The following is a 25,048-nucleotide window of genomic DNA, read 5'->3' as shown; positions in this document are numbered from 1 at the left end:
AGCGCTACGCCACCGGCTTCAGAATCACGACGCACTACAGATGCCGCGTCGCAGGCCGGCTCGCGCCGGACACGACGGCTGCCAGTCGCCGCCGCGCTCACCTGTTGCAGGAAGCTCGCCACATGGCGCTCTTGCGCAAGAAGGTCTCAAGGTGTTCGGCGAAGCCCGGTGCCGCGGCGACGAAGTGACCGGCGCCCGGATGTACGCTGCGCTCGCCGCTGAGCGCAGCCGCGAGAGCGTCGCAGATCCGCTCGAGCGCGGCCGCGTGGCCTCCGGACGTAACGAGCACGGGGACGCCGGCGTCACGGATCGCGTCGAGCCGTGGGCGTGACTGGCTGGGCAGTCGGCCACCGTGCGCACGCCGGACGCCGGCGGCCACGTCCTCGGGGAGCGGGCCGTCGCCGACGGGCGCACCCGCGAGACGGAGGAACTCGCGCAGCTCGCTCGGGTCCGTGTCCATTCCGTGGGTGAGGACCGCATCGCCGATGCGCTCGAGCCGCGCCACCTCGGGATCGTGAGGGACCAGGTAGGTGAGCGGCGGTTCGATCAGGGTGAGCGAGCGCACGCTGCCCGGCGCGGCAGCGGCCGCGATCAACGTTCCCAGGACGCCGTACGAGTGGGCGACGACGTGCGGACGACCGACGAGCAGTGGCGCGAGGTCCAAGGCGTCCACCTCGAAGTCCTGGCCCTCCCGTGGTGGTGGACTCGGCGGATAACCACGCCGATGGACGTGGGCAAGCGTCCACCGATCGGCCAGCGGAGACAGTGCACCCCACGTCGTCCGCGGCCCGGCACCGCCATGCACAAGCAGGATCTCCGGCCCAGCACCATCGCGCACCACCACGGCCTTGCCCACGAGTCGAGCATAGCCGCGCACGTGAAACACGGCACTGGGCCGTGTCGGAATGCGGGTGACTCGTCGGACCTGGTGACTCGTGAGCCCTCCGAGAAGGCGGGTACAGCAGTGCCGGACCAGAAGGGACAGGCCGTCCCCGACCAACCCCGCAGCCGCCTGCCCTGGTCGCCCCGAGGGGAGCCCCGAGGGGAGCCCTTCACCGAGGGCTGAGCGTGGCGACAGGAGTCGTCATCGTGCGTTCTCGTGGCTACTCCGACGGCAATCGATCCTGTCGGGGTCACACAGTTGGGCTGCCCTCGTCACACCGGTGCACTGAATCCGGCAGACGCCTCATCACCGGGCCACCGGGCATCGGGGCCATCAGCCAGCGATGACGGCGAGACACCAAGGACTGCCGACTCTTGACCGCAGGGGCCTGCGCCCGGAACACGTCCGGCAGCCAATCTGACGCCCCTTCAGCAAAGTCGGCATCGGGTCAGCATTCGGTCTACCGAAGCCGCTCTCACATGACCACACCTTGGACCGCGGGGCCGCCCCTGACAGGGGCCGCTAGCGACATGAGACGCATGCTTCCGCTTCACGGCCAGCGGGATCGCATCGCCTCCACGAAAGGGCACCCGACTGCGTCCTACCAGCACAGGTCAACGGATTCTTCCTCGCGGTTTCAGCGCCACCGGCGGGAGTTCGGGTGCGGGCAGCCGGCCTCCGGCATACCCCTCCACTTGACCGAAGCGAGTGCTGTTCATCCAGTCGTCACGCGCCTGCTCGATCTCCTCGTGGCTCCGCCCCACGAAGTTCCACCACATGACGATCTCCTCCTCGAACGGCTCACCGCCCAGCAGCATCAGCCCCGCGTCGGACTCCGCGCGCAGCGGGAGTCCGGTGCGGCCGCAGCCGAGGTAGAGCATCGAGCCGGGGAGGACGGGGACGCCGTCGACGTGGGCCTCGCCCGACATGGAGAGGACCGCGTACTCGAAGTCGGGTTCGAGCGGCAGGCGCGTTTCCGCGCCGCGTGTCAGGGCCAGGTCCGCCCCGATCAGGGGGCTGTACGTGGTGCCCGGCGAGCGGGCGCCGTCGAGTTCGCCGAGGATCACCGTGGCCGTGAGGCCGGGCCCCGTGACCGAGGGCAGTGCGGCGTGGTGCTGGAAGTGCGGTTCGACGTGGCGGTGGGCGCCGGGCAGGGCCACCCACAGCTGGGCGCCGTGCAGGTAGCGGGCGTGGGGACGCGGGCTCTCCTCCGAATGGGAGATGGCCCGGCCGGAGGTCATCAGGCCCAGCTCGCGGGGGCGGATCGTCTGCAGGCTGCCGGTGCTGTCGCGGTGCAGCACCTCGCCGTCGTGCAGCCAGCTGACCGTCTGCAGCCCCATGTGCGGGTGCGGCGGCACCTGCATGCCGGGCTCGTCGGCGATGTCGTCGGGGCCGTAGTGGTCGACGAAGGCCCACGCGCCCACCATGCGGCGTCCGAGGTTCGGGAGCAGCCGGCGCACCTCCGTGGACTCGCCGAGCCGGACGTGGCGGGGGCTCAGCAGTTCCCGTACCGGCTCGGCGACGACGAACCCGCGGCCACCGCAGACCGAGGGGACGGCCTGACGATCAAGATTGCTCATGGCGCCCAACCTAGCGAACTTCGCCACCCGCACAGGGTGCCGCCGGTGCGATGGTACGACCGGGCGTCGGGCGGCCGGGGCACTGTCCCCCGACACCACCCGGATGGGGCGGCCAAGAACACCTCTGGAGCGGGCATATGACGCCCCATATGAGAACTCACCTGCCCGAGCTCCGGGCCGCCGCCCAGCGCATCGGCCGCCGCCGGTTCCTCACCGTCGCGGGCGCCGCAGCAGCACTGGCCTTCTCCACTCACCTGCCCGCCGCCGGTGCCGCGGCCGCCGCGGAGCTGGAGGCCCGGAGGATCACCACGAACCCCTTCACCCTGGGCGTCGCCTCCGGTGACCCGCTGCCCGAATCGGTCCTGCTGTGGACGCGCCTCGCACCCGACCCGTACGCACCGGACGGCGGGCTGCCGGCGGAGCGGGTGGAGGTGGAGTGGGAACTCGCCTACGACGAGCGGTTCCTCTTCGTCGTCAAGCGCGGCACGGCGACGGCCCACCCGGAGTTCCACCACACCGTCCACGTCGAGGTGCCCGGCCTCCTCAGCGAGCGCCCCTACTACTACCGGTTCCGCACCGGCACCTGGATCAGCCCCGTGGGCCGGACCCGTACCGCGCCGGGGGTCTACAGCTCCCAGCTGTCGTTCGCGGCGGTCGCGTGCCAGGCGTACTTCGACGGCTACTACACGGCCTACCGGCACGTCGCCGGTGAGGCGGTGGACTTCGTGCTCCACCTCGGGGACTACATCTACGAGTACCCGGTCGACGCGGCGGGCGGCCACCGCCGCTACACCGACCGGCAGCTGCCCGCGCACTTCAACCGCGAGACCGTCACCCTGGAGGACTACCGGCTGCGCTACGCGCTGTACAAGTCCGACCCGGACCTCCGGGCGGCGCACGCCGCACACCCCTTCGTCGTCACCTGGGACGACCACGAGACCGAGAACAACTACGCGGGCGCCGTTCCCGAGAACGACGTACCGCCCGAGGAGTTCCTGCTCCGCCGGGCCGCCGCCTACCGCGCCTACTGGGAGAACCTGCCCCTCGGCGCGCCGCAGCAGCCGCAGGGCCCGGACATGCGGCTCTACCGGCGGCTGCGCTTCGGCAGCCTCGCGCAGTTCGACATCCTCGACACCCGCCAGTACCGCTCCAACCAGGCGTACGGCGACGGCTGGCAGACACCCGGGCCCGAGTCGGAGGACCCGGCGCGGACGATGACCGGCGCCGAGCAGGAGCGGTGGCTGATCGACGGCTGGAAGGGCTCCCGGGCGGTGTGGAACGTGGTGCCGCAGCAGGTCGTCTTCGCGCGGCGGCGCAACGTCCCCTCCGCGGACCACAAGCTCTCCATGGACGCCTGGGACGGCTACCCCGCCTCCCGCAAGCGTCTCCTCGACGGCGCGCAGGCCGCCGGGCTGACGAACCTGATGGTGCTGTCGGGTGACGCGCACGTGGGGTACGCCTTCGACCTGAAGGCCGACTTCGACGACCCCGCCTCCCGCACCGTCGGCACGGAGATCGCCGCGACGTCGCTGACCAGCGGCCGGGACGGGGTCGACCGGCCCGACAACTGGGCGAGCCTCACCCAGGCCAACCCGCACATGAAGTTCTACAACGGACGCCGCGGCTACACGGTCGTCGCGCTCGGCCCGAGCCAGGCCCGCATCACCTTCCGGACGGTCTCGGCCGTCACCACGCCCACCGGGACCCTCGGCACGGCAGCCACGTTCGTCACCTCGGCGGACAGCCCCGGTCTCCAGCCGGCGTGACGGCGGCCCGGCGCCGTCGCGCGTTCACCCGTCCGGACGCATCCGCGGGCACGCCGCCCGGCCCGGGCTTTGCATGGGGTCATGGGCGACGTCAATGCTTACACCGTCATGGCGCGCGCGGCGGCCGCCGCGCTGCTGGCAGCGGGCCTGTTCGTCCTGTCCGGCTGCTCCGGGGACGGCCCGACCCCCGCCCAGGAGGCGAGCGCGGCCACCGACACGCTCTGCGAGGACCTCGGCGCGCTGCGGATGGACGCCGGCCGGCTGGCGGACCTCGGCCGCACGTCGGCCGGGCTCGACGACGTGCGGGACCTGCGGGAGGACGTCGCCCATGCCCTCGACACCGTGACGCGCAGCGCCCATAAGGTCCCGAAGGCCAGGGCGGACGGGGTCACGGACGCGTACGACGGGCTCGCGCGGGCCGTCGACGCCCTGCCCCGCGACACGAACGGCGACCAGGCCGCCCAGCGGCTCAGGCCGCAGCTGGAGGCCCTGGACCACGCGATCGCCGCCTCCCAGGCGTCCGTCAAGTGCTGAGACCCCGCCGCGCCGGGGTGTGTGCGGCGGTGCCACCCGGGCAGGCGGAATAGCGCAGGCCCCGGTCACCGTTGTGCGGGGCAGCCATACCGACGGACACCGGGAAGAGGCAGGCAGATGAGCACTCTGGAGCTCACCAAGGAAAACTTCGATCAGGTCGTCGGCGACAACGACTTCGTACTGATCGACTTCTGGGCGGAGTGGTGCGGGCCGTGCCGGCAGTTCGCCCCGGTGTACGAGAAGGCCTCGGAGCGCCACCCGGACCTGGTGTTCGCCAAGGTGGACACCGAGGCGCAGACCGAGCTGGCGGCGGCCTTCCAGATCCAGTCGATCCCCACGCTGATGATCGTCCGTGACAACGTCGCCATCTTCGCCCAGCCGGGGGCGCTGCCCGAGCCCGTCCTGGAGGACGTGATCGGGCAGGCCCGCAAGCTGGACATGGACGAGGTACGCCGGTCGATCAAGGAGGCGGAGGCCCAGGGGAGCCCCGACGGGCAGGCCTGACCCTCCCCCGCCTCGCGCGCGGCTCGCGGCCGCGGCTCCCGGACGCGTCGCGCCAGCCGACGCCGCGGACCCGGGAGCCGCGGCCGCTCAGCGTTCCAGCACCAGCGCGAGCCCCTGGCCCACCCCGATGCACAGCGCCGCCAGGCCGGTGCCCGAACCCGCGGCGGCGAGCTGGTGGGCGACGGCCCCGGCGAGGCGGGCACCGGACGCACCCAGCGGGTGGCCGATGGCGATGGCCCCGCCCCGCGGGTTGACGACGGCCGGGTCGAGGTCGGGCCACTCGGCGAGGCAGCCGAGCGACTGCGCGGCGAACGCCTCGTTGAGCTCGAACGTGGTCAGGTCGGCGAAGCTCCGGCCGGCCTTGGTGAGCGCCCGCTGGACCGCCTCGACCGGGCCGAGCCCGAAGAGCTGCGGCTCGATGCCGGTGACGGCCGAGGTGCGGATCCGGGCGAGCGGCTCCCGACCGCAGGCGCGCAGGCCCGCGTCGTCGACCAGGAGCAGCGCGGCGGCGCCGTCGTTGAGCGGCGAGGCGTTGCCGGCCGTCACGGTGCCGTCGGGACGGAACGACGGCTTCAGCTTGGCCAGGGCCTCCATGGACGTGGTGTCCCTGATGCTCTCGTCCCGGGTGAGCTCGACACCCCGGTACGGCACCACCTCCCCGTCGTACAGGCCCTCCGCCCAGGCCGCGGCGGCCTTGCGGTGGCTCGCGAGGGCGAAGGCGTCCTGCTGTTCGCGGGTGAGTGCGTGCTTGTCGGCGATCAGTTCCGCGCCCTCGCCGAGCGAGACGGTCCACTCGGCGGGCATCCTCGGGTTGGTCATGCGCCAGCCGAGGGTGGTCGAGTACAGCTCCTGGTGTCCGGCGGGGAAGGCGCGCTCGGGCTTCGGCAGGACCCAGGGGGCGCGGGACATCGACTCGACACCACCCGCCAGCACGACGGAGGCGTCGCCCAGGGCGATGGCGCGGGCGGCCTGGATGACGGCTTCGAGACCGGAGCCGCAGAGGCGGTTGACGGTCACGCCGGGTACGGAGACGGGCAGCCCGGCGAGCAGGACGGCCATGCGCGCGACGTCACGGTTGTCCTCCCCCGCGCCGTTGGCGTCGCCGAAGTAGACGTCGTCGATCCGGCCCGGGTCGAGGCCGGGGGTGCGGTCCACGAGCGCCTTGACGACGTGCGCGGCGAGGTCGTCGGGCCGCACGGAGGAGAGGGCGCCCCCGAACCTGCCGATCGGCGTGCGGACGGCGTCGACGATGTAGACGTCGCGGATGCTCATCGGGTCCTCTCCCACGTCACCTGGGTTGCCGGCCGGGCGAACACATGTGCATCACCGGGCTCAGCCGAGTTTCCGTGCCCGGTGCATCGGCTGTCAACGCCCGTCAGGAGTCCGTGCGGCCGGAGACGCGCGCGGACAGCCCGTAGTCGAGTTCGGCGCCGTCGACGAGCAGCGCCTCGACGGTGCGGGTCTCCGGGTCGATCTCGGCCTCCATGCCGTCGCCCTCGTACCGCGGATAGCCGGACACGCCGAGCTCACCGGTGGCACGCACCACGCCCGAGCGGATGGCGACCTCGGCAAGGCGGGCCGGGTCGCGGCCCTCGGCGTGCTCGGGGACGACGAGGATCTCGAAGCGCTGCGGAACGGTGTTCATGCAGGCGACGCTAGAGAGGTTCACCGCGGCGCGCACGTCCACGCGGGCGGCGGCGCGGGCGGCGACAGGGTACGGGAGCGGGAGACGGCGCCCGCACGGGAGGAGCGCCGCGCCGCGCGAGACCTCGTTCGGCAACGCGCCCGGCCGGGCGCGCGGACGTCAGGTGGAGTCGCGGGGGATCACCCGGGCCGCCATCAGGTCGTGGTGCTCCGGTGCGCCCTCGGGGTCCCGGACCACGCGGTCGACCAGTTCCGCCAGCCGCTGCCCGGTCTCCATGGCGATCCGCACCGTGCTCAGCCGGGGCCGCAGCAGCCGGCCCAGCAGGAGGTCGTCGGCTCCGATGACCGCCGTGTCGCCGGGCACGTCGACGCCCGCGTCCTGCAGGGCGCGCATCAGGAGCATGGCGTACTCGTCGTTGTAGGCGAACACGGCGTCCAGGCCCAGCTCGGCCCAGCGCGCGGCGAGGGCCGCGGCCGACTCCTCGGTGTAGCCCAGCGCCAGGGGGCTGACCCCGGCGCCGGCGGCCGCCGCGGTGGCGCGTACGCCGTCGAGGCGCGGACCGGAGAACACCTCCAGGCCGGGCTCCTCGGGGACGACGACACCGATGCGCCGGTAGCCCCGCTCCAGCAGGTGCGCGGCCGCGCGGGCGCCCACCTCCCGCTGGTCCATCGCGAGCGCGTGGGCGCCCTCGACGGGCTGCCGGCCGAGCGTGATGACGGCCCGGGCCCCGGACCGCTTGAGGACGGCGACGCCCTGCGGGGTCAGCGCGACCTCGCCGAACGACACCACGGCGACCGGGCGCAGTTCCGCCCACGCGCGGGCCGCTTCGTCGCCGTCCAGGCCGGTGCTGCCGTACTGCACGACCGTGTAGTCGAGGCGGCGCAGGGCGCCCTGGAGTTCGCTGAGGAAGCGGCTGTACAAAGGGCCGACGGGGATGTGCCCGGTGGGCAGCAGCACGATGCGGGTGCGGCCCGCGCGCAGGCTGCGCGCGGCGGCGTGCGGCACGTACCCGAGCTCCTCGGCGGCCTGCCGTACGCGCCGGCGGGTCGGTTCGCTGATCCGTACCGCCGAGGTGTTGTTGAGCACGTACGAGACGGTGGCCCGGGAGACGCCTGCCTGCCGCGCGACATCGGCGCTGGTCGGGACGGGGCGGTCGGTGGGCTGTCGGGGTGTCTGGCTCATCGCTCCCGTCATCTTTCCAGACCGGTCACCGCCCGGGTCCGGCGGATGGCCGTACGTCATGGCCGTCCGCGGGAACCGGCGTCACTGACACGTGCCCACACGGCCGGGGCCCGGGCGCCCTTGCCGTGCCGCCGCTCCGTCCCGTCTCCTGGTCCGCGTCGTACGCTCCAACGAAAGGGTTCACCGTGCGGTTGCACACCACCACGTGGGGCGAGGGCGACCGGCTCGCCCTGCTCGTCCACGGCATCATGGCCGACCACCGCACCTGGCGGCGGGTCGGCCCCGCCCTGGCCGCCCGGGGTTACCGCGTGGTCGCCGTCGACCTGCGCGGGCACGGCGCGAGTGGCCGCGCCGGCAGCTACGGAGTCCAGGACTTCGCCGACGACCTGGTCGAGACGCTGCCCGCCGGCGCCGAGCTGGCCGTCGGGCACTCGTTGGGCGGACTGACGCTGTCACGCGCCGTCGAGCGGCTCGCGCCGCGGCGCGCGGTCTACTCGGATCCCGCCTGGCACCTGCCGGGCGGTCGCGACGGCTACCGCGGTGCTCTCCTGGCGCAGGCCAAAGCGGCGACGCGGGAGCAGATCACGGCGATGAACCCCCGCTGGGACGCGGTGGACGTCGACATCGAGCTGGAGACCCTGAAGGTGTGGGACGAGGCCACGGCGTACGGCCTGGAGGCCGTCGCCGACACCGATCTGCTGCCCGCCGGGGCCGCCGTGCCGTCGCTCGTGACGCTCGCCGACCCCAGTCGACTGGTGTCGGCCGGGCACGCCGCACTGCTGACGGGGCGCGGCTTCGAGGTCCGCACGGTCGCGGGGGCGGGCCACACCATCCACCGCGACGACTTCGGCGGTTTCATGGCGGCGCTCGACGGCTGGGTCTGACGCCGGTGCGCGGCGCGGGGGCCGGCTGCTCGCCGGCCCCCGCGTCCTCACGTCCAGACGTCCCCGGGCCATGGCGCGCCCTCGCGCCATGGCGCCCTCAGGTCAGGGTCGGGTCACCCTTGATCAGGGCGAAGGGAGCTCCGGCCGGGTCCTTCAGCATGGCGATCCGGCCGACACCGGGTACGTCGGTCGGCGGGACGAGCGTCGTGGCGCCCAGGCCCGTGGCGCCCGCGAAGACGGCGTCGCAGTCGAGCACACCGAAGTACGGGTGCCACTCGGACGTCGACCCGGCAAGCACGTTCTCCTTGGGCAACCGCATGATGCCGCCCTGTCCGGTGTCCTCGCCCCGGCCGCCGCCCGGCGAGGACACGACGCTGTAGACCATGTCGTCGCCCATGTGCATGTCCTGGTACTCCCAGGAGAAGACCGCGCGGTAGAAGTCCTTGGCCGCGTCCGCGTCGGTGGTGTACAGCTCCGTCCAGCACAGGCTGTTGGGCTCCATGACGAGGTCCAAGCCCTTGACGTCGCCGGGCTGCCACACCGCGAAGCCGGCGCCCGTAGGGTCGGTGAAGGCCGCCATCCGGCCGGAGGTGAAGACGTCCATCGGCTCGACCCGCACCGAGCCGCCCGCCTGCCGCACCGCGTCCATCGTCGCGTCCGCGTCACGCGCCAGCAGGTACACCGTCCAGGCGGAGGAGGCGCCCTCCTCGGTGAGCGGGCCGACACCCGCCACGGTGCGGCCGTCGAGCTGGAGGAAGCCGTATCCCCCGGCGTCCTGGCCGGCGGACTGGAAGGTCCAGCCGAACACCGCGGAGTAGAAGGAGACGGCGGCGTCGACGTCCGGGGTCCCGAGGTCGATCCAGTTGGGGCTGCCCGGAACGTAATCGGTCGTCAGCATGGGTGGTCCCTCCGATGCACGGTCATGACGCCACCCGGCCGCCCGTCCGGCCCGGGTTCCGCGCCGTGAACCAGCATGGCAGCGGCCACTGACAGCCGCCTTCCCACCGCACCCGCGCGGGGCGCGACCACGGCCTTCGCGTCACGTCAGGCTGAGGCGAACCCGTCGCGGAACGCCCCCAGCGACGCCGCCGTCGCGTCACCTACGGCTCATGCGAACGCCTCGCGGAACGCCCCCAGCGTCGTCGCCTTCGCCGTCCGGTCCAGCACCGCGAAGACGACCTCGTCGAAGTGGCCCGCGAACCGGCCCGGGCCCGTCAGCAGCGCCCGGAACGCGCCCGCCACCTCCGCCGGGTCGTTGCGGAAGACCCCGCAGCCCCAGGCGCCCAGCACCAGCCGCCGGTAACCGCACGCCACGGCCGTCTCCAGCACCCGCTCGGCACGGGAGGCGAGCGCGGCCGGTATGCGGTGGGCGTCCTCCGGTGTGCGGCTGCGGATCACACCCGCGTTCGGGGCCGGCGAGGTCAGGAATCCGACCGTGTACGGCGGGTCCAGCAGTCCGCCGCGGTCGTCGCGGAAGACGGGGACGGCCGGCGAGTGGATCACCCGGTCGGTGTAGAAGGGGCTGCGCTCGGCACGGTGGTGGTCGTAGAAATCCGGGACCCGCAGCAGCGTCGCGTAGAGCGCGGAAGCGCGGCAGACCGCCTCCTCCTGCGCCTGTGCGCCGTTGAGGTACCCCCCTCCGGGGTTGCGCGCGGAAGCGAAGTTCAGCACGGCGACCGGGTGACCGGATCCGTCTCCGACCAGCCGCCGCGCGGCCTCCAGGCTGGACTCGCCGGTGACCTCGATGCGGGTCGTACGGCCGGTCCCGGGGGTGGCGGGAACGGGCCCGGGACCGTACATCCGGGTTCCCGACAGGGCGGCCGCCACGGCGGGGCCGATCGTCACCCGGCGGCCGGCGGGGGCGACGTAACCACCCTGCGCGACGATCTCCTCTGTCCTCTTCGCGATCTCGCGCAAACGTGCACTCATACCCCGCATGCTCGACAATCAAGCAAGCGTCCGGCAACCCGATTTCCGCGTCCGGCGCCACCCCGGGGGCACTCTTGTGCGAGCGGTCAGCGGTGGCTTAGGTGGGAGGCGAGCCACGGAAGCCTTCGACAGGAGGAGCCACGATGCCACCGTGCGACTTCCCGGAGAGCGGTACCCCGCTCTCCGAGGACGAGGCCGAGGACCTGTTGCGCTGTATCTGCTTCAAGACGGGCCCTCCCCGTACCACCGGGGTCGAACTGGAATGGTTCGTCCACGCCCTGCACGTCCCCCGACTCCCCGTCCCCGCCGACCGCCTGCGGACCGCCTTCGCCCACCTGCGGACCCTGCCCCTGAAGTCGGCCCTCACCTTCGAACCCGGCGGGCAGCTGGAGCTCAGCTCGCCGCCCGCGGCCTCCCTCATGGAGTGCGTCGGCACCGTCTCGGCCGATCTGGACGCCGTCCGTACCGCACTGCGCGCCTTCGGCCTCACCCTCGCCGGCTACGGCACCGACCCGTGGCAGTCACCACGCGCGCGGTTCCTGCACGAACCGCGGTACGACGCCATGGAGACCTACCTCGACCGCTCCGGCCCGGCCGGGCGCGCCATGATGCGCGATTCGGCCTCGGTGCAGGTCTGCCTGGACGCCGGGTACGAGGAGCCCGGCCCGCTCGGCTTCGAGCGGCGCTGGAGACTGGCCCACGCCCTCGGACCGGTCCTGGTCGCCGCCTTCGCCAACTCTCCTCGGCTGCACGGCTCCTCCACCGGCTGGCGGTCCACCCGCCAGTCGCTCTGGGCGGAGCTGGATCCGGTACGCGGCATGGCGCCGCCGCTGGACGGGGACCCGCGTGCGGCGTGGGCCGAGCACGTGCTGGACGCGCCGGTGATGTGCGTCCGGGGCGGCGACGACCAGCCGTGGGCGGTCCCGGACGGGCTGGCGTTCCGGGACTGGCTGCGCGACGGCCGGCCCCGGCGGGCCACCCGCGCGGACCTCGACTACCACATCACGACGCTGTTCCCGCCGGTTCGGCCACGCGGCCACCTGGAACTGCGGATGATCGACGCGCAGCCCGGCGAGGACGGCTGGGTCGTGCCGCTCGCGGTGACGGCAGCCCTCTTCGACGACCCCGAGGCGGCGGAGGCGGCGTACCGCACCGTCAGCCCGTTCCTGGAAGGCACGGGGCCGGACGGGCCGCCGCGCGACGCGCTGTGGACCGCCGCCGCACGCGACGGGCTGGGCCACCCGGCCGTGCACGCCGCCGCCCTCGCCTGTTTCACGCTCGCCCGGGAGGCGCTGCCCCGCATCGGGGCCGCCCCGGCGGTGCGGGACGCGGTCGCGGCCTTCACCGAACGGTACGTCGCACGGGGCCGCTGTCCCGCCGACGACCGCCTCTCCCCCGTGACCGGGGCATCCGGGATACCCGAGGAATCCGGGAAGGACGTTCGCACATGACCGGTCCCGACACGCTCCGGCGGCGGGCGCTCGACGCGCTGATCACCGCCAGGGCGCGCACCGCGCTGCTCACCGACTGCGTGGACGACGCCGAACTGACCGCCCAGCACTCACCGTTGATGTCACCCCTGGTGTGGGACCTGGCCCACATCTCCAACCAGGAGGAGCAGTGGCTGTGGCGCGCGGTCGCCGGGCAGGAGGCGCTGCGCCCGGAGATCGACTCCCTCTACGACGCCTTCGAACACCCCCGGGCGGCCCGGCCCGCGCTGCCGCTGCTCGCACCGTCGGAGGCCCGTGCGTACGCCTCCGACGTGCGCGACCGGGTGCTCGACGTCCTCGACCACGCCCGGCTGGAGGGGCGGCCGCTGGTCGACGCGGCGTTCGCCTTCGGGATGGTCGCCCAGCACGAGCAGCAGCACGACGAGACGATGCTGATCACGCACCAGTTGCGGCGCGGGCCCGCCGCGCTGGACGCCCCGGAGCCGCCGCCGGCCGGTGACACCACCGGACTGCCCGCCGAAGTGCGGGTGCCGGGCGGGCCGTTCACCATGGGCACCTCGGCCGAACCGTGGGCGCTGGACAACGAACGGCCCGCCCACACGCGCGTGGTGCCGGAGTTCTTCATCGACACGGTGCCCGTCACCAACGGCGCGTACATGGCGTTCATCGCCGACGGCGGCTACCGCGACGAACGCTGGTGGGCGCCCGAGGGCTGGGCTCAGATCCGCGCCCACGACATCGGTGCCCCGCTGTTCTGGCGGCGCGAGGCCGGGCAGTGGCTGCGGCGGCGCTTCGGGGTGGTGGAGCCGGTGCCCGCGGACGAACCGGTGCTGCACGTCAGCTGGTACGAGGCCGACGCCTACGCCCGGTGGGCGGGGCGCCGGCTGCCGACCGAGGAGGAGTGGGAGAAGGCCGCCCGCCACGACCCGGTGTCGGGCCGCTCCCGGCGCTATCCCTGGGGCGACGAGGACCCGACCCCGGCGCACGCCAATCTGGGGCAGCGGCATCTGCGCCCCGCGGCGGCCGGCAGCTACCCGGCCGGGCGGTCCCCGCTCGGCGTGCGGCAGTTGATCGGTGACGTCTGGGAGTGGACGTCCAGCGACTTCCTGCCGTACCCGGGCTTCGTCGCCTTCCCCTACCGGGAGTACTCGGAGGTGTTCTTCGGACCGGCTCACAAGGTGCTGCGCGGCGGTTCGTTCGCCGTGGACCCGGTGGCGTGCCGGGGCACCTTCCGCAACTGGGACCTTCCGGTGCGGCGCCAGATCTTCTCCGGGTTCCGCACGGCGCGCGACGCGGAGGTGCGCTGATGTGCCGGCACATCGCCTACGTGGGTCCCGCGGTCCCGCTCGGGGACGTACTGGTGCGTCCGCCGCACGGGCTGTACCGGCAGTCCTGGGAGCCGCGCCGGCAGCGCTTCGGCACGGTCAACGCGGACGGCTTCGGCGTCGGCTGGTACGCGGAGGGCGGCGGGGACCCGGTGCCCGCCCGGTACCGGCGCGCCGGGCCGATCTGGGCCGACCTGTCGTTCGCCGACCTGGCCCGGGTGGTGCGTACGCGCGCGCTGCTGGCCGCCGTCCGGGACGCGACGCTGTCGGGCGCGGACGCGGAGGCCGCCGCGGCGCCGTACGCGGCCGGCCCGTGGCTGTTCAGCCACAACGGAGCGGTGCGCGGCTGGCCGGGATCACTGGCGCCGCTGGCCCGCCGGCTCCCGGGCGACGCGCTGCTGTCGCTGGAGGCGCGCAACGACTCGGCCCTCGTGTGGGCGCTGGTCCTGCACCGGCTGCGGGAAGGCGACGAACCGGACCGGGCACTGGCCGACACGGTGTACGACGTGGCCGGGGCCGCCCCCGGATCCCGGCTCAACCTGCTGCTCGGCGACGGCGACACGGTCGCCGCGACCGCCTGGGGGGACACCCTCTGGTACCTGGCCGACGGGCCGGGCGGGCGCACGGTCGTGGCCTCGGAGCCGTACGACGACGACCCCCACTGGCGCGAGGTGCCCGACCGGACCCTTCTGGTGGCCACCCGTACCGACGTATCACTGACCCCGCTCAAGGAGCCGCCCGCGTGAGCCCCTTCCTGCTGACCCGTACCCTGCCCGAGGACGCGACCGGCGCGGATCTGCGCGCCGATGTCCTGCACGGCCTGACCCGCACGCCGAAGGAGCTGCCGCCCAAGTGGTTCTACGACGCGCGGGGCAGTGAACTGTTCGAGGAGATCACCCGGCTCCCCGAGTACTACCCGACCCGTGCCGAGCGGGAGATCCTCGTCCACCGGGCGGACGAGATCGCCGCCGCGACGGGCGCCCGGACCCTGGTGGAGCTCGGCTCCGGCTCCTCCGAGAAGACCCGTCACCTGATCGACGCGCTGCTGCCCGGCCTGACGGCGTACGTCCCGGTGGACGTCAGCGAGAGCGCGCTGCGCGGCGCGGCCGAGGCGCTGGGCGCGGAGCACCCGGACCTCCATGTGCACGCGCTGGTCGCCGACTTCACCCGGGGCCTGGCCCTGCCGGGCACGCCCGGGCCCCGGCTGGTGGCCTTCCTCGGCGGCACGCTGGGCAACCTGCTGCCGCAGGAGCGCGCGGCCTTCCTGCGGTCGGTGCGGGCGCTGCTCGCACCGGGCGACGCACTGCTGCTGGGCACCGATCTGGTGAAGGACGAGCGCACGCTGGTCGCGGCGTACGACGACGAGGCGGGGGTGACGGCCCGGTTCAACAAGAACGTCCTGGCCGTGCTGGCCCGCGAGCTCGGCGCGGAGGTCGATCCGGCCGACTTCGAGCACGTGGCCGTGTGGGACCGGGAACGGGAGTGGATCGAGATGCGGTTGCGGGCGCGGGAGGCGCTCACCGTGAAGATCCGCGAGCTGGACCTGGCGGTGCAGTTCGAGGCCGGGGAGGAGCTGCGGACGGAGGTGTCGGCGAAGTTCCGTCAGGAGGGTGTGCGCCGGGAGCTCGCCGCCGCCGGGATGGAGCTGGCGCACTGGTGGACGGACGGGGAGGGCCGGTTCGCGCTGTCGCTGGCGACGGCGGTGTGAGCCGGGCGGCCGGGCGCGGCGGCACCGCGCGGTGCCGGTACGTGGACCGATGCGTGCACGTGTACCGATGCGTGTGCCTGCACGTGTGCCGGTGCGAGCACGTGTGCCGGTGCCGGTGCGACGGCGTGCTCGACCGCCCGGGCCAGTGAGCGGCGGTCGGTGTGGCGGCCGGCGGGGACCGGGGGCAGGACCTGGATCTCCGCGGCCAGATCACGGACCGCCGCGACCCGCCACAGTGAGGCGAGGAGCGGGTCGTCGCCGACGAACGCGGCCGGGCCCGCCGGTTCGTACCGAATACGAACGGGCCGGACGGGCACGCCCGCGTCCAGCGCCGCCTGGAAGACGGCCGGGCGGAACCGGCCCCCGCCGGCACGGCCGCACCAGGTCGAGCCCTCCGGGAAGACGATGACGCGCGCGCCGCCGCGCAGCGCCGCCGCGAGGTCGCGGACCGTGCCGGGCAGGGCGCGCAGCCGGTCGCGGTCGAGGAAGAAGGTGCCGCCGCGGGCGGCGAGCGGGCCGAGGACGGGCCAGTGCCGCACGTCGCTCTTGGCGAGCATGCGGCCCGGCAGGACGGCGGCGACGAGCGGGATGTCCAGCCACGAGACGTGGTTGGCGACCACCAGCTGCGCACCGCCGTCCGTGGCGGTGCCCCGGACCCGCAGGCGGACGCCGAAGGCGCGGATCACCGCGCGGCACCACAGCCGGGTGAGGCACCGCCGGGCCGGCCGCCCGAGCGGCAGGGTGAGCGGTGCGCACAGCAGCCCCGCCAGTACGGTCACGGCGCCGGTGACCAGCCGCGCCACGGTCCGCGCGCGCCCCGCGGCGGGGGCGTGGTGGCGGGCGCAGTGGTGCGGGGTGCAGGGGGAGGTGGGCAGCCAGGGGTTCATCGCACGGGGCTGAGGGAGAGGAAGTGCCGCAGGTAGCGGGGGTCGGTGCGGCGCAGGGACAACAGGACGTAGAGGTCGGCGACCCCGAAGTCGGCGTCGTGGGCGGGCGCGCCGCAGACCCAGGCTCCCAGGCGCAGGTAGCCGCGCAGCAGCGGCGGGAGCTCGCTGGGGGCGGCGGGCTGGACGGCCCCGTCGGCGGTCCAGAGCCGATGGGGGGTGACCCAGTACTCCTCGGGGGCGAGGTGGCGCTCCTTGACCGCGTTCCAGGTGGCGGCGGCGAGTCGGCCGCCGTCGGCGAGGGGGACGGAGCAGCAGCCGGCGAGCCAGTTGTGCCCCGTGCGGGTCATGTAGCGGGCGATGCCGGCCCATATGAGGGAGATGACGGCACCGTTGCGGTGGGCGGGGTGGACGCAGGAGCGGCCGACCTCGACGAGGTCGTCGCGCAGCGGGGCGAGCCGGGACAGGTCGAACTCGCCGTCGGAGTAGAACCGTCCGGCGATCCGGGCGCGATCGGGCGGCAGCAGCCGGTAGGTGCCGACGACCTCGCCGGTCGCCCCGTCCCGTACGAGCAGGTGGTCGCAGTACGCGTCGAACGCGTCGCCCTCCAGGCCCGGTTCGGGGCCCTCGGGGCGGGCGCCGAGCTCACCGGCGAACACCTGGTGCCGCAGCCGCTGGGCGGCCCTGACCTCGTCCTGCTCGCGGGCGAGCGAGACGACGTACCGGGGCTGCGGCCCGGTGCCCGGTGCGGCCCCGGCCCGGCGCGCGCCCCGGGAGCCGGGCGCGGTGGGCGCCGCGATCACCGGTACGGGTACGGCGGGCGGGGCGGGCTCGGGGGCGAGGGGGGCGGGGGATGCGGGCACGGCGGTCTCCTCTGCCGGACGGAAGGGGCCGGGCCATGACTGCGGTGCCCGGCTCCTTACTTCTTCCGTGACCGGCTGGATTCGACGTGACCGCACGGCGGAGCGTGGATGTGCGCCTGCTGAATGACGGGTACGGCCCCGCTCAGCCGCCGAGTGCTTCGGTGATCCGCTCCGACGCAGCCCTCGCCGCCCGCCGCGGGTCCTCCCCTTGGAGGACGGCCGTCATGTACGGCTTGATGGGGTTGTTCTCCTCCACCGCGGCCCACTGGGGCGCGTTGGGCGTCGCCCGCCCGCGGGCGGCTCCCGCGGCCATCGCCGCGGTGGCCTCCTGGCCTTCGACGACGGCGGCGAGGGACTTCTTGTTGGGGACGTAGCTCATGGTGCGGGCGAGGTCGGTCTGCCACTTCTCCCCCGCCAGCGCCGTGACGAGCTCGATGGCGGCGTCGCGTTCCCCCGCCTTCTCCGGGACGATGAGGTCCGAGCCGCCGGTGAAGACGGCGCACGGCTCGTCGGCGCTCCTGCCGGGGATGGGGAAGAAGCCGAGCTTGCCTGCGAGGGCCGGGTTGCGCTGCTGGACGGCCGCGGCGACGCTCGGTGGCGCGATGATCTGGGCGACGTCGCCCCGGGCGAAGACCTCGGCCTGCGGCGGGGTTTCCTCGTCGGCGTCCTTCGGGCCCGGCCCGAGCTCCTGGAGCTTCTTGTAGAAGGCCATGCCGCGCTGCGCGGCGGGGCTGTCCAGGGCGCCGGTCCACTCGCCGCCCTTCTCGACGGCGAGGTCGCCGCCCTCGTCCCAGATGAACCCGGCGAGGGTGTACCAGTCCTGCCCGGCGAGGTAGATGCCGTGCGTCCCGCCGGTGCCCAGCTCCTCGGTGAGCGCGATCCACTCGTCGCGGGTCTTCGGCAGCCGGGTGACGCCGGCCCGCTCGAACAGCTCCTTGTTGTAGACGACGACGCGGTTGGCCGCGTACCAGGGGATGCCGTACTGGGAGCCGCGGAAGCTGCCGGGCTCCTTCAGGCCCGGCAGCCAGTCCTCCTGGCCGAGGTCGCGGACGGACTCGAGCGTCAGGTCGTAGAGCAGGCCGGTCTCGGCGTACTGGGCGACCTGGGTGTTGCCGACCTCGATGACGTCCGGGGCGTCGTCGCCCGACAGGGCCGCGGTGACCTTCTTGCCGATGCCGGTCCACTCCTGGACGGTGACGTCCAGTTCGACGGCGTGCTCCTCTTCGTACGCGAGGGTGAACCGCTGCAGGAAGTCGTCCGACACGCTGCCTTTCATCAGCCAGATCCGCACGGTCGGCCGGGCCGCCTCGCCGCCGGGCAGGAGGCCGCAACCGGAGGCCGCCACGGTCATGAGCAGAGCGACGGCGCAGGTGAGGAGGGGCTGCTTCACGTAGGTCACCTTTTGCGTGTGCTGGTGGGTGGACCCGACGTGGGGGGAAGCGAAGAGGGGTTCGCCGCGGGTGTGATGGCTGGATTTTGGTATGGACCAATGAGCCGGTCAAGTCCCCGGGCGCCGGAAGCCGGCCGCCGCGGCCGGGTGACACGTGTGCGTCGCCCCGCGGCGGCTGCGTCCGCTCCCCGTCCGGGGCCGGGCCCGCCGACGCCTCGCGGACCCCGGCGCGGTGCGGCACCGTGGAAGGAGCACCCACGAAGGTGCGGGCCACCGGGCGAACGAGGAGACCTCCATGTCGCACCACACCTACCGCGTCACCGAGATCGTCGGCACCTCGCACGAGGGCGTGGACGATGCCCTGCGCAACGGCGTCAAGCGCGCGGCGGAGACGCTGCGCAACCTGGACTGGTTCGAGGTGACGCAGGTCAGGGGCCACATCGAGAACGGCAGGATCGCGCACTACCAGGTCGGCATGAAGGTCGGCTTCCGCCTGGAGGAGCCGTCGGAGCACGGCGCCGAGGCGGCCGGCGCCTGAGGCGGGAGCCCGAGCCGGAGCCGAGCGGCAGCCGGAGCCGAGCGGTGGCCGGAGCGGGAGCCCGAGCCGGGCGGCAGCCGGAGCGGGAGCCCGAGCCAAGCCGCAGCGGGAGCCCGGCCCGCAGCCGCGGGGCCTCAGGTGCGGCCCTCCCCCTCCTGGGCCTTCTTCAGCTCGGGGGAGCTGTCGGCCCAGCGGGCCCGTACCACCCGGAACCCCGCCCGTTCGGCAGCGTCGCACACCAGCTCGTCGTCGTCGACGAGCACGCGGATCTCGCGGCGGGCCGCCAGCCTGCGCAAGGTCTCCAGCTTGGTGTGCCGGGCCGGCCGCCGGTCGTCGTTGCGCCGCATGTGGACGCTGCCCGCCGGCAGGTCCTGCGCGGCCAGCCAGTCCAGCGTGTCCTGACGGCACCGCTCGGGCCGGCCGGTCAGGTAGACCACCTCGCAGTCCTCGGCCGCCTCCCGGCAGAGCGCCACGCCCTCGGCCAGGGGCGGGTCCTGGGGCGCGGCGGCGAAGAAGGCGTCCCAGTCGCGCGGCCGGCGCTCCAGGAAGCGCTGCCGGTGACGGGCGTCGGACAGCGTGTTGTCCAGGTCGAAGACGGCCAGGGGCCTGTTGGGGCGTGTCACGCGCCCAGCGTAGGGAATCCTCAGGCGGCACGGGCGTTGAAGGAGGCGTGAGCACATTGATCGCCTCGACCCGGTTCTCGGTGCTGGACCGTTCCCGTACCCGCGAGGGGCACGGCGGCCCCCGGGCGCTGCGCGACACCGTGCGCCTCGCCCAGGAGGTGGAGGCCCTCGGCTACCACCGGTTCTGGGTCTCCGAGCACCACGGGGTGCCGGGGGTGGCGGGCTCGGCGCCCACCGTGCTGGCGGCCGCCGTGGCCGCCGCGACCCGCACCATACGGGTCGGCACCGGGGGTGTCATGCTGCCCAACCACCGGCCCCTGGTGGTGGCCGAGCAGTTCGGGGTTCTGGAGTCCCTCTTCCCGGGCCGGATCGACATGGGGCTGGGCCGTTCGGTGGGGTTCACCGACGGCGTACGGCGCGCGCTCGGCCGGGGCAAGGAGGACGCCGAGGACTTCGCGGGGCAGCTGGACGAGCTGCTGGGCTGGTTCCGGGGAGCCGGGGACCGCGCCGCGCAGCGGCCGGGTGCCGGTGCGCCGCCCCCGCGGGTGCGTGCGCTCCCCGCCGAGGGCCTGCGGGTCCCGCCGTTCGTCCTGGCCACCGGCGGGGGTGCGGACATCGCCGCCGCGGCCGGTCTGCCGCTGGTGATCGGGGACCTGAAGGGCCGCTCCAAGGTGCTGTCCGCGATCGACCGCTACCGCGCCGCCTTCCGCCCGTCGGAGTGGTCCGGGGAGCCGTACGTCGTCGTGGCGGGGACGGTCGCGGTCGCCGGGACCGAGGAGGCGGCCGCGCGGCTGCTGGTCCCGGAGGCGTGGTCCCAGGCGTACGCGCGCACGAAGGGCGACTTCCCGCCGCTCGCGCCGCCGGAGCGGATCGCCGGTCTGGCGATGACCGCCCGGCAGCGGGAGGTGTACGAGTCGGGGCTGCGCGGTCACGTCCACGGGACCGAGGAGCAGGTGCGGGACGCGCTGGAGGAGGTCGTCAAGGAGACGGCCGCCGACGAGATCCTGGTGACGACCAGTACGTACGACCGCGCGGCGCTGCTGGACTCCCACCGCCGTCTGGCGCGCGTGGCGGGCCTGGCCGGGGCGTGACCCGGCCGGGCCCGTCCGCGCGGGCCGTCAGGCCGCGGTGTCGTAGGTGTAGTGGGGAGTGTGATCGAGCATGTCGGCCGGGGTCACGTCGTTCCACGGGCGCATGGTGTCGCGCAGGTCCACGACATTGGGAGTGCCCGCGGCCGGGAGATAGCCGGAACGGGGGTGGCGTGCCTGCCAGTCGGCCCACAGCTTGTCGATGAAGGCATGGTGCATCCAGAACACCGGGTCGTTCGGGGAGGCCCCGGTGGCCATGTGGCCGCCGACCCAGACGTGGACGCGGTTGTGCAGGTTGACGCCGCGCCAGCCCTCCAGGTGGTTGCGGAAGCCGTCGGACGCGCTGTTCCAGGGCGCCATGTCGTACGTCTCGATGGCGAGGACCGAGTCGACCTCGGCGCGGGTGGGCAGCTCACGGCCGCCGCCGAGGGCGCGCCGCAGGTAGTCCCGGCCGTCGACGCGCACGGTGATGCGCCACCGGCCGCCGGACGCGGCGAAGGGCCCGTCCGTGACCTGCCCGTCGCGGCTGCGTCCCGTACCGCCCATGAAGTCGGGCGCCCAGAGCGAGGCGCGGGGGGTGCGGTCGGTGGTCCAGTCCCAGTACGGCAGGGCGACGGACGGGTCGACGGCCTGGAGGGCCTGCTCGAACTGGAGGAGGAACTTGCGGTGCCAGGGCAGGAAGGACGGGGAGCGGTGGCCGACGCGGTCCCCGCTGTCGGTGTCGCTCATGATGAAGTCGTTGTGGGTGGAGACGAAGGTGTCGTACCGGCCGCTGCGCTTGAGTTCCAGAAGGGCGTCGACGAAGCGCTTCTTCTCGGTGGCGGTCAGCTGGGCCTGGTTCTTGCGTACGGTCATGGCGGTGCGGCTCCGGGATCGGTCAGGACGAGGTGAGCGGGACGAGCGGGGCGCCCTGCAGTTCGCGGACGGCGGCGCGGGCCGCCGCGAGAGGTGTGGCGACCGGTTCGTAGTGCGAGATCACGCTGATCCAGGTGCCGTCGGCGTTCTGCATGACGTGCAGTTCGTCGCCGTCGATCCGTACGGCGTAGCCGCCCGTGTGGCCGCCGCCGTGGTGTCCCCCGTGGTGACCGCCGGTGCTGTGCGCGGGGCCGCCCTGGATGCGGCGGCCCATGAATATCTCGTCGAAGGGAGCCGGGGCGGTGCCGGGTCGGACCGGCGCGGCCTGGGCCTCGGCAGGGGCCGCGACGGCCCGGGCGGCGGCGAGGCCGGCTGCGGCCCCGGCGGCGGCGCCGAGGGCCCGGCGGCGGGTGATGCTGGACATGGGTGAACCCCCTGGTAGTGCCGTGGTGCTGTGTGCGGTGCGGCCGGGGGGTGGTCGTGTGCCCCCGGCATGTGCCATGCCTACCGGGGAGTAGTCGGAGCCTGGAATTCCGCATGGAGGACGGGGCCGCTATACGGACAACTCGCCACTTTCGGTACAGCTTTGAACCAAGTTGATCTTGCTGTGGCGAGACAGCAAGACGCCCCGGAACGAAGATCTTGCGGAGAATGGGTCATTCTCCGCAAGAATCTTTCGTTCCGGGGCGTTCGGCGTGGTCCGGGTCACGCCCGGCACCTGACCTGAATCAGCTGCGGCGCACCGTGCGGGTGGCCCGCAGCCACTCCTTGTTCATGGCCGTGATCGACGGCAGGGGAATCCCCTTCGGACAGGCCGTCGCGCACTCGCCGGTCAGCGTGCAGCCGCCGAAGCCCTCCTCGTCCATGACCTGCACCATGTCCAGCACGCGGGTCTCCCGCTCCGGCGCGCCCTGCGGCAGCACGTTGAGGTGGTTGACCTTCGCCGAGGTGAAGAGCATCGCCGAACCGTTGGGGCACGCCGCCACACAGGCACCGCACCCGATGCACTCGGCGTGCTCGAAGGCGTGATCGGCGTCCGCCTTGGGCACCGGGGTGGCGTGCGCCTCCGGTGCGGAGCCGGTCGGTGCGCTGATGTAGCCGCCGGCCTGGATGATCCGGTCGAAGGCGGAGCGGTCCACCACCAGGTCCTTGACGACCGGGAAGGCCGCGGCGCGCCACGGCTCGACGTCGATGGTGTCGCCGTCCCGGAAGGACCGCATGTGGAGCTGGCAGGTGGTGGTCCGCTCCGGGCCGTGCGCATCGCCGTTGATGACGAGCGAGCAGGCCCCGCAGATGCCCTCGCGGCAGTCGTGGTCGAAGGCGACGGGCTCCTCGCCGCGGAGGATGAGCTCCTCGTTGAGGGTGTCGAGCATCTCCAGGAACGACATGTCGGGCGAGATGCCGTCGACCTCGTAGGTGGCCATGGCGCCGGGGGCGTCGGCGGTCTTCTGGCGCCAGACGCGCAGGGTGAGCTTCATGCGTAGCTCCGCTGGGTGGGGTGGACGTACTCGAAGACGAGGTCTTCCTTGTGCAGGACGGGGGCGCCGCCCGTGAACTCCCAGGCGGCCGCGTAGGAGAACGCGTCGTCCTTGCGGGCCGCCTCTCCGTCCGGCGTCTGGGACTCCTCGCGGAAGTGGCCGCCGCAGGACTCGGTGCGGTGCAGCGCGTCGAGGCACATCAGCTCGGCGAGCTCCAGGTAGTCGACGACGCGGTTGGCCTTCTCCAGGGACTGGTTGAGCTCCTCGCCGCTGCCGGGCACCTTGACGCGGCGCCAGAACTCCGCGCGGATCGCGGGGATCCGGTCGAGCGCCTTGCGCAGCCCCTCCTCGGAGCGGGCCATGCCGCAGAACTCCCACATCAGCTCGCCCAGTTCCCGGTGGAACGAGTCGGGGGTGCGGTCGCCGTCGACGGCGAGGAGCCGGGCCAGCCGGTCCTCCGTCCCGGAGACCACCTCCCTCACCACCGGATGGTCCGCGGTGAGGGTGTCCGGCAGCGGGTTGCGGGCCAGGTAGTCGTTGATGGTGGACGGCAGGACGAAGTAGCCGTCGGCGAGTCCCTGCATCAGCGCGGACGCGCCGAGGCGGTTGGCGCCGTGGTCGGAGAAGTTGGCCTCCCCGATGGCGAACAGGCCGGGGACGGTGGTGCTGAGGTCGTAGTCGACCCACAGACCGCCCATGGTGTAGTGCACGGCGGGGTAGATCCGCATCGGCACCTGGTACGGGTTCTCCGCGGTGATCCGCTCGTACATGTCGAAGAGGTTGCCGTACTTCTCCTCGACCCCGGCCCGTCCCATGCGGCGGATGGCGTCGGCGAAGTCCAGGTAGACGCCCTGGCCGCCGGGGCCCACACCGCGGCCCTCGTCACAGACGTTCTTGGCGGCCCGGGAGGCGATGTCACGCGGCACGAGGTTGCCGAAGGACGGGTAGATCCGCTCCAGGTAGTAGTCGCGCTCGTCCTCGGGGATCTCGTGCGGCGGACGCGTGTCGCCCTTCGCCTTCGGCACCCAGATGCGGCCGTCGTTGCGCAGCGACTCGCTCATCAGGGTCAGCTTGGACTGGTGGTCGCCGGTCCGCGGGATGCAGGTGGGGTGGATCTGGGTGAAGCAGGGGTTGGCGAAGTACGCACCGCGCCGGTGCGCCCGCCACACGGCGGTGGCGTTGGAGTTCATGGCGTTCGTCGACAGGTAGAAGACGTTGCCGTACCCGCCGGTCGCCAGCACCACCGCGTCCGCGAAGTGGGTGGAGAGCTCGCCGGTGATCAGGTCACGGGCCACGATCCCGCGCGCCCGGCCGTCGACCACGACCAGGTCCAGCATCTCGGTGCGCGCGTGCATCTCCACGTTGCCCGCCGCGATCTGCCGCGACAGCGCCTGGTAGGCGCCGAGCAGCAGCTGCTGGCCCGTCTGGCCGCGGGCGTAGAAGGTGCGGGAGACCTGGACGCCGCCGAAGGAGCGGGTGTCGAGGAGACCGCCGTACTCGCGGGCGAAGGGCACGCCCTGGGCGACGCACTGGTCGATGATCTCCACCGATATCTGCGCGAGGCGGTGGACGTTGGACTCGCGGGCGCGGAAGTCGCCGCCCTTGACGGTGTCGTAGAAGAGGCGGTGGACCGAGTCGCCGTCGTTGCGGTAGTTCTTGGCGGCGTTGATGCCGCCCTGCGCGGCGATGGAGTGGGCGCGGCGCGGCGAGTCCTGGTAGCAGAACTGGACGACGTGGTAGCCCTGCTCGGCGAGGGTCGCGCCGGCCGAGCCGCCGGCGAGGCCGGTGCCGACGACGATGATCGTGTGCTTGCGCCGGTTGGCCGGGTTGACGAGCTTCGCCTCGAAGCGGCGCTTGTCCCAGCGCTCGGCGATGGGGCCGCCGGGGGCCGCGGTGTCGGTGATCGGGTCACCGGTCGTGTAGTCGGCGTAGGACATG

At 73.4% G+C, this 25,048-nt stretch carries 25 protein-coding genes; 10 read left to right on the top strand and 15 right to left on the bottom strand.

All coding sequences use genetic code 11. The annotated features are described in order from the left end of the window. Positions 1 to 97: 97 nt before the first annotated feature. Both ACIA79_RS19390 and ACIA79_RS19385 read right to left on the bottom strand, forming a co-directional pair. Positions 98 to 856 (bottom strand): alpha/beta fold hydrolase, encoded by a 759-nt coding sequence (locus ACIA79_RS19390; protein ID WP_399429528.1) that lies wholly within the window; start codon positions 854 to 856, stop codon positions 98 to 100. Between the two features lie 641 nt (positions 857 to 1,497). Next, a complete protein-coding gene (locus tag ACIA79_RS19385) occupies positions 1,498 to 2,463 on the bottom strand; it encodes a pirin family protein (RefSeq protein WP_399429527.1) in 966 nt (321 codons plus the stop codon). A 149-nt stretch (positions 2,464 to 2,612) separates the two neighbouring features. Between ACIA79_RS19385 and ACIA79_RS19380 the strand changes: the two genes are divergently transcribed. The 3 genes from ACIA79_RS19380 (at position 2,613) to trxA (ending at position 5,267) form a co-directional block, all read left to right on the top strand. Then, complete coding sequence (locus ACIA79_RS19380) at positions 2,613 to 4,229, top strand: alkaline phosphatase D family protein (protein ID WP_399429526.1); 1,617 nt, start codon at positions 2,613 to 2,615, stop codon at positions 4,227 to 4,229. Positions 4,230 to 4,310: 81 nt separating this feature from the next. Beyond that, on the top strand, positions 4,311 to 4,763 hold the full coding sequence (locus ACIA79_RS19375; RefSeq protein WP_399429525.1) for a hypothetical protein: 453 nt from the start codon (positions 4,311 to 4,313) through the stop codon (positions 4,761 to 4,763). Between the two features lie 117 nt (positions 4,764 to 4,880). Then, entirely contained in the window at positions 4,881 to 5,267 is a 387-nt protein-coding gene (gene trxA / locus ACIA79_RS19370; RefSeq protein WP_399429524.1) for a thioredoxin, read from the top strand. 87 nt (positions 5,268 to 5,354) lie between these two features. On the opposite strand, the gene ACIA79_RS19365 is transcribed toward trxA, so the two are convergent. From ACIA79_RS19365 to ACIA79_RS19355, 3 genes are all read right to left on the bottom strand, one after another. After that, positions 5,355 to 6,539, bottom strand: a complete 1,185-nt coding sequence (locus ACIA79_RS19365) for a thiolase family protein (RefSeq protein ID WP_399429523.1) — start codon at positions 6,537 to 6,539, stop codon at positions 5,355 to 5,357. A 103-nt stretch (positions 6,540 to 6,642) separates the two neighbouring features. Then, the gene (locus ACIA79_RS19360; protein WP_399429522.1) at positions 6,643 to 6,912 is read right to left on the bottom strand and encodes a hypothetical protein; all 270 of its coding nucleotides are present in this window, start codon (positions 6,910 to 6,912) and stop codon (positions 6,643 to 6,645) included. A gap of 159 nt (positions 6,913 to 7,071) precedes the next feature. Beyond that, positions 7,072 to 8,094: a LacI family DNA-binding transcriptional regulator gene (locus ACIA79_RS19355; protein WP_399429521.1), complete on the bottom strand. Its 1,023-nt coding sequence runs from the start codon at positions 8,092 to 8,094 to the stop codon at positions 7,072 to 7,074. 185 nt (positions 8,095 to 8,279) lie between these two features. On the opposite strand from ACIA79_RS19355, the gene ACIA79_RS19350 reads away from it, so the two are divergent. Next, complete coding sequence (locus ACIA79_RS19350; protein WP_399429520.1) at positions 8,280 to 8,978, top strand: alpha/beta fold hydrolase; 699 nt, start codon at positions 8,280 to 8,282, stop codon at positions 8,976 to 8,978. Between the two features lie 97 nt (positions 8,979 to 9,075). Here the strand turns inward: ACIA79_RS19350 and ACIA79_RS19345 are convergent, their stop codons facing one another. Next, positions 9,076 to 9,876 carry a VOC family protein gene (locus ACIA79_RS19345; protein WP_399429519.1) on the bottom strand — a complete coding sequence of 267 codons (801 nt, stop codon included), beginning with the start codon at positions 9,874 to 9,876 and terminating at the stop codon, positions 9,076 to 9,078. 209 nt (positions 9,877 to 10,085) lie between these two features. Further along, positions 10,086 to 10,907, bottom strand: coding sequence for a TIGR02452 family protein (locus ACIA79_RS19340; RefSeq protein WP_399429518.1), 822 nt, complete (start codon positions 10,905 to 10,907; stop codon positions 10,086 to 10,088). A 143-nt stretch (positions 10,908 to 11,050) separates the two neighbouring features. Between ACIA79_RS19340 and egtA the strand changes: the two genes are divergently transcribed. Genes egtA through egtD form a run of 4 tightly spaced genes read left to right on the top strand, consistent with a single transcriptional unit; the run spans position 11,051 to position 15,391 of the window. Beyond that, positions 11,051 to 12,358, top strand: coding sequence for an ergothioneine biosynthesis glutamate--cysteine ligase EgtA (gene egtA, locus ACIA79_RS19335; protein ID WP_399429517.1), 1,308 nt, complete (start codon positions 11,051 to 11,053; stop codon positions 12,356 to 12,358). Continuing rightward, positions 12,355 to 13,665, top strand: a complete 1,311-nt coding sequence (gene egtB / locus ACIA79_RS19330; RefSeq protein WP_399429516.1) for an ergothioneine biosynthesis protein EgtB — start codon at positions 12,355 to 12,357, stop codon at positions 13,663 to 13,665. The genes egtA and egtB overlap by 4 nt, the downstream gene beginning before the upstream one ends. Continuing rightward, entirely contained in the window at positions 13,665 to 14,429 is a 765-nt protein-coding gene (gene egtC, locus ACIA79_RS19325) for an ergothioneine biosynthesis protein EgtC (protein WP_399429515.1), read from the top strand. The genes egtB and egtC overlap by 1 nt, the downstream gene beginning before the upstream one ends. Further along, a complete protein-coding gene (gene egtD / locus ACIA79_RS19320; RefSeq protein ID WP_399429514.1) occupies positions 14,426 to 15,391 on the top strand; it encodes an L-histidine N(alpha)-methyltransferase in 966 nt (321 codons plus the stop codon). Before egtC ends, egtD begins: the two co-directional genes overlap by 4 nt. Here egtD and ACIA79_RS19315 read toward each other — a convergent pair. The 3 genes from ACIA79_RS19315 to ACIA79_RS19305 form a co-directional block, all read right to left on the bottom strand. Next, positions 15,286 to 16,278, bottom strand: a complete 993-nt coding sequence (locus tag ACIA79_RS19315) for a lysophospholipid acyltransferase family protein (RefSeq protein ID WP_399429513.1) — start codon at positions 16,276 to 16,278, stop codon at positions 15,286 to 15,288. The two genes, egtD and ACIA79_RS19315, sit on opposite strands and share 106 nt — an antisense overlap. Then, entirely contained in the window at positions 16,275 to 17,138 is an 864-nt protein-coding gene (locus ACIA79_RS19310) for a GNAT family N-acetyltransferase (protein WP_399429512.1), read from the bottom strand. Before ACIA79_RS19310 ends, ACIA79_RS19315 begins: the two co-directional genes overlap by 4 nt. Before the next feature lie 142 nt (positions 17,139 to 17,280). Further along, complete coding sequence (locus ACIA79_RS19305) at positions 17,281 to 18,489, bottom strand: extracellular solute-binding protein (RefSeq protein ID WP_399429646.1); 1,209 nt, start codon at positions 18,487 to 18,489, stop codon at positions 17,281 to 17,283. A 334-nt stretch (positions 18,490 to 18,823) separates the two neighbouring features. Between ACIA79_RS19305 and ACIA79_RS19300 the strand changes: the two genes are divergently transcribed. Beyond that, positions 18,824 to 19,066, top strand: a complete 243-nt coding sequence (locus ACIA79_RS19300; RefSeq protein ID WP_399429511.1) for a dodecin — start codon at positions 18,824 to 18,826, stop codon at positions 19,064 to 19,066. 134 nt (positions 19,067 to 19,200) lie between these two features. On the opposite strand, the gene ACIA79_RS19295 is transcribed toward ACIA79_RS19300, so the two are convergent. After that, complete coding sequence (locus ACIA79_RS19295) at positions 19,201 to 19,689, bottom strand: hypothetical protein (protein WP_399429510.1); 489 nt, start codon at positions 19,687 to 19,689, stop codon at positions 19,201 to 19,203. Between the two features lie 47 nt (positions 19,690 to 19,736). Here ACIA79_RS19295 and ACIA79_RS19290 point away from each other — a divergent pair, with 47 nt between their 5' ends. Continuing rightward, complete coding sequence (locus ACIA79_RS19290; protein ID WP_399429509.1) at positions 19,737 to 20,780, top strand: MsnO8 family LLM class oxidoreductase; 1,044 nt, start codon at positions 19,737 to 19,739, stop codon at positions 20,778 to 20,780. A gap of 27 nt (positions 20,781 to 20,807) precedes the next feature. Here the strand turns inward: ACIA79_RS19290 and ACIA79_RS19285 are convergent, their stop codons facing one another. The 4 genes from ACIA79_RS19285 to ACIA79_RS19270 all read right to left on the bottom strand — a co-directional run bounded on the left by ACIA79_RS19285 (position 20,808) and on the right by ACIA79_RS19270 (position 25,047). After that, a complete protein-coding gene (locus ACIA79_RS19285; RefSeq protein ID WP_399429508.1) occupies positions 20,808 to 21,632 on the bottom strand; it encodes a tyrosinase family protein in 825 nt (274 codons plus the stop codon). Between the two features lie 22 nt (positions 21,633 to 21,654). Continuing rightward, a complete protein-coding gene (locus tag ACIA79_RS19280; RefSeq protein ID WP_399429507.1) occupies positions 21,655 to 22,056 on the bottom strand; it encodes a tyrosinase cofactor in 402 nt (133 codons plus the stop codon). A gap of 304 nt (positions 22,057 to 22,360) precedes the next feature. Next, complete coding sequence (locus tag ACIA79_RS19275) at positions 22,361 to 23,110, bottom strand: succinate dehydrogenase/fumarate reductase iron-sulfur subunit (protein WP_399429506.1); 750 nt, start codon at positions 23,108 to 23,110, stop codon at positions 22,361 to 22,363. Continuing rightward, positions 23,107 to 25,047, bottom strand: a complete 1,941-nt coding sequence (locus ACIA79_RS19270) for a fumarate reductase/succinate dehydrogenase flavoprotein subunit (RefSeq protein ID WP_399429505.1) — start codon at positions 25,045 to 25,047, stop codon at positions 23,107 to 23,109. The genes ACIA79_RS19275 and ACIA79_RS19270 overlap by 4 nt, the downstream gene beginning before the upstream one ends. Position 25,048: the final 1 nt, after the last annotated feature.

It is taken from the genome of Streptomyces sp. NPDC051310, assembly GCF_044455245.1.
GTDB lineage: Bacteria > Actinomycetota > Actinomycetes > Streptomycetales > Streptomycetaceae > Streptomyces.
The sequence above is the reverse complement of the archived record's forward strand: the minus strand, read 5'-3'. Positions and strand labels throughout refer to the sequence as shown.

Bases quoted from the DNA above. Each gene is read 5' to 3' on its own strand.
- egtA (WP_399429517.1), top strand. From the start codon at position 11,051: ATGCCACCGTGCGACTTCCCGGAGAGCGGTACCCCGCTCTCCGAGGAC.
- ACIA79_RS19280 (WP_399429507.1), bottom strand. From the start codon at position 22,056: ATGTCCAGCATCACCCGCCGCCGGGCCCTCGGCGCCGCCGCCGGGGCC.
- ACIA79_RS19375 (WP_399429525.1), top strand. From the start codon at position 4,311: ATGGGCGACGTCAATGCTTACACCGTCATGGCGCGCGCGGCGGCCGCC.
- ACIA79_RS19380 (WP_399429526.1), top strand. From the start codon at position 2,613: ATGAGAACTCACCTGCCCGAGCTCCGGGCCGCCGCCCAGCGCATCGGC.
- ACIA79_RS19315 (WP_399429513.1), bottom strand. From the start codon at position 16,278: ATGAACCCCTGGCTGCCCACCTCCCCCTGCACCCCGCACCACTGCGCC.
- egtB (WP_399429516.1), top strand. From the start codon at position 12,355: ATGACCGGTCCCGACACGCTCCGGCGGCGGGCGCTCGACGCGCTGATC.
- ACIA79_RS19360 (WP_399429522.1), bottom strand. From the start codon at position 6,912: ATGAACACCGTTCCGCAGCGCTTCGAGATCCTCGTCGTCCCCGAGCAC.
- ACIA79_RS19285 (WP_399429508.1), bottom strand. From the start codon at position 21,632: ATGACCGTACGCAAGAACCAGGCCCAGCTGACCGCCACCGAGAAGAAG.
- ACIA79_RS19340 (WP_399429518.1), bottom strand. From the start codon at position 10,907: ATGAGTGCACGTTTGCGCGAGATCGCGAAGAGGACAGAGGAGATCGTC.
- ACIA79_RS19275 (WP_399429506.1), bottom strand. From the start codon at position 23,110: ATGAAGCTCACCCTGCGCGTCTGGCGCCAGAAGACCGCCGACGCCCCC.
- egtC (WP_399429515.1), top strand. From the start codon at position 13,665: ATGTGCCGGCACATCGCCTACGTGGGTCCCGCGGTCCCGCTCGGGGAC.
- ACIA79_RS19385 (WP_399429527.1), bottom strand. From the start codon at position 2,463: ATGAGCAATCTTGATCGTCAGGCCGTCCCCTCGGTCTGCGGTGGCCGC.
- ACIA79_RS19345 (WP_399429519.1), bottom strand. From the start codon at position 9,876: ATGCTGACGACCGATTACGTTCCGGGCAGCCCCAACTGGATCGACCTC.
- ACIA79_RS19300 (WP_399429511.1), top strand. From the start codon at position 18,824: ATGTCGCACCACACCTACCGCGTCACCGAGATCGTCGGCACCTCGCAC.
- ACIA79_RS19270 (WP_399429505.1), bottom strand. From the start codon at position 25,047: ATGTCCTACGCCGACTACACGACCGGTGACCCGATCACCGACACCGCG.
- trxA (WP_399429524.1), top strand. From the start codon at position 4,881: ATGAGCACTCTGGAGCTCACCAAGGAAAACTTCGATCAGGTCGTCGGC.
- ACIA79_RS19355 (WP_399429521.1), bottom strand. From the start codon at position 8,094: ATGAGCCAGACACCCCGACAGCCCACCGACCGCCCCGTCCCGACCAGC.
- ACIA79_RS19305 (WP_399429646.1), bottom strand. From the start codon at position 18,489: ATGACCGTGGCGGCCTCCGGTTGCGGCCTCCTGCCCGGCGGCGAGGCG.
- ACIA79_RS19365 (WP_399429523.1), bottom strand. From the start codon at position 6,539: ATGAGCATCCGCGACGTCTACATCGTCGACGCCGTCCGCACGCCGATC.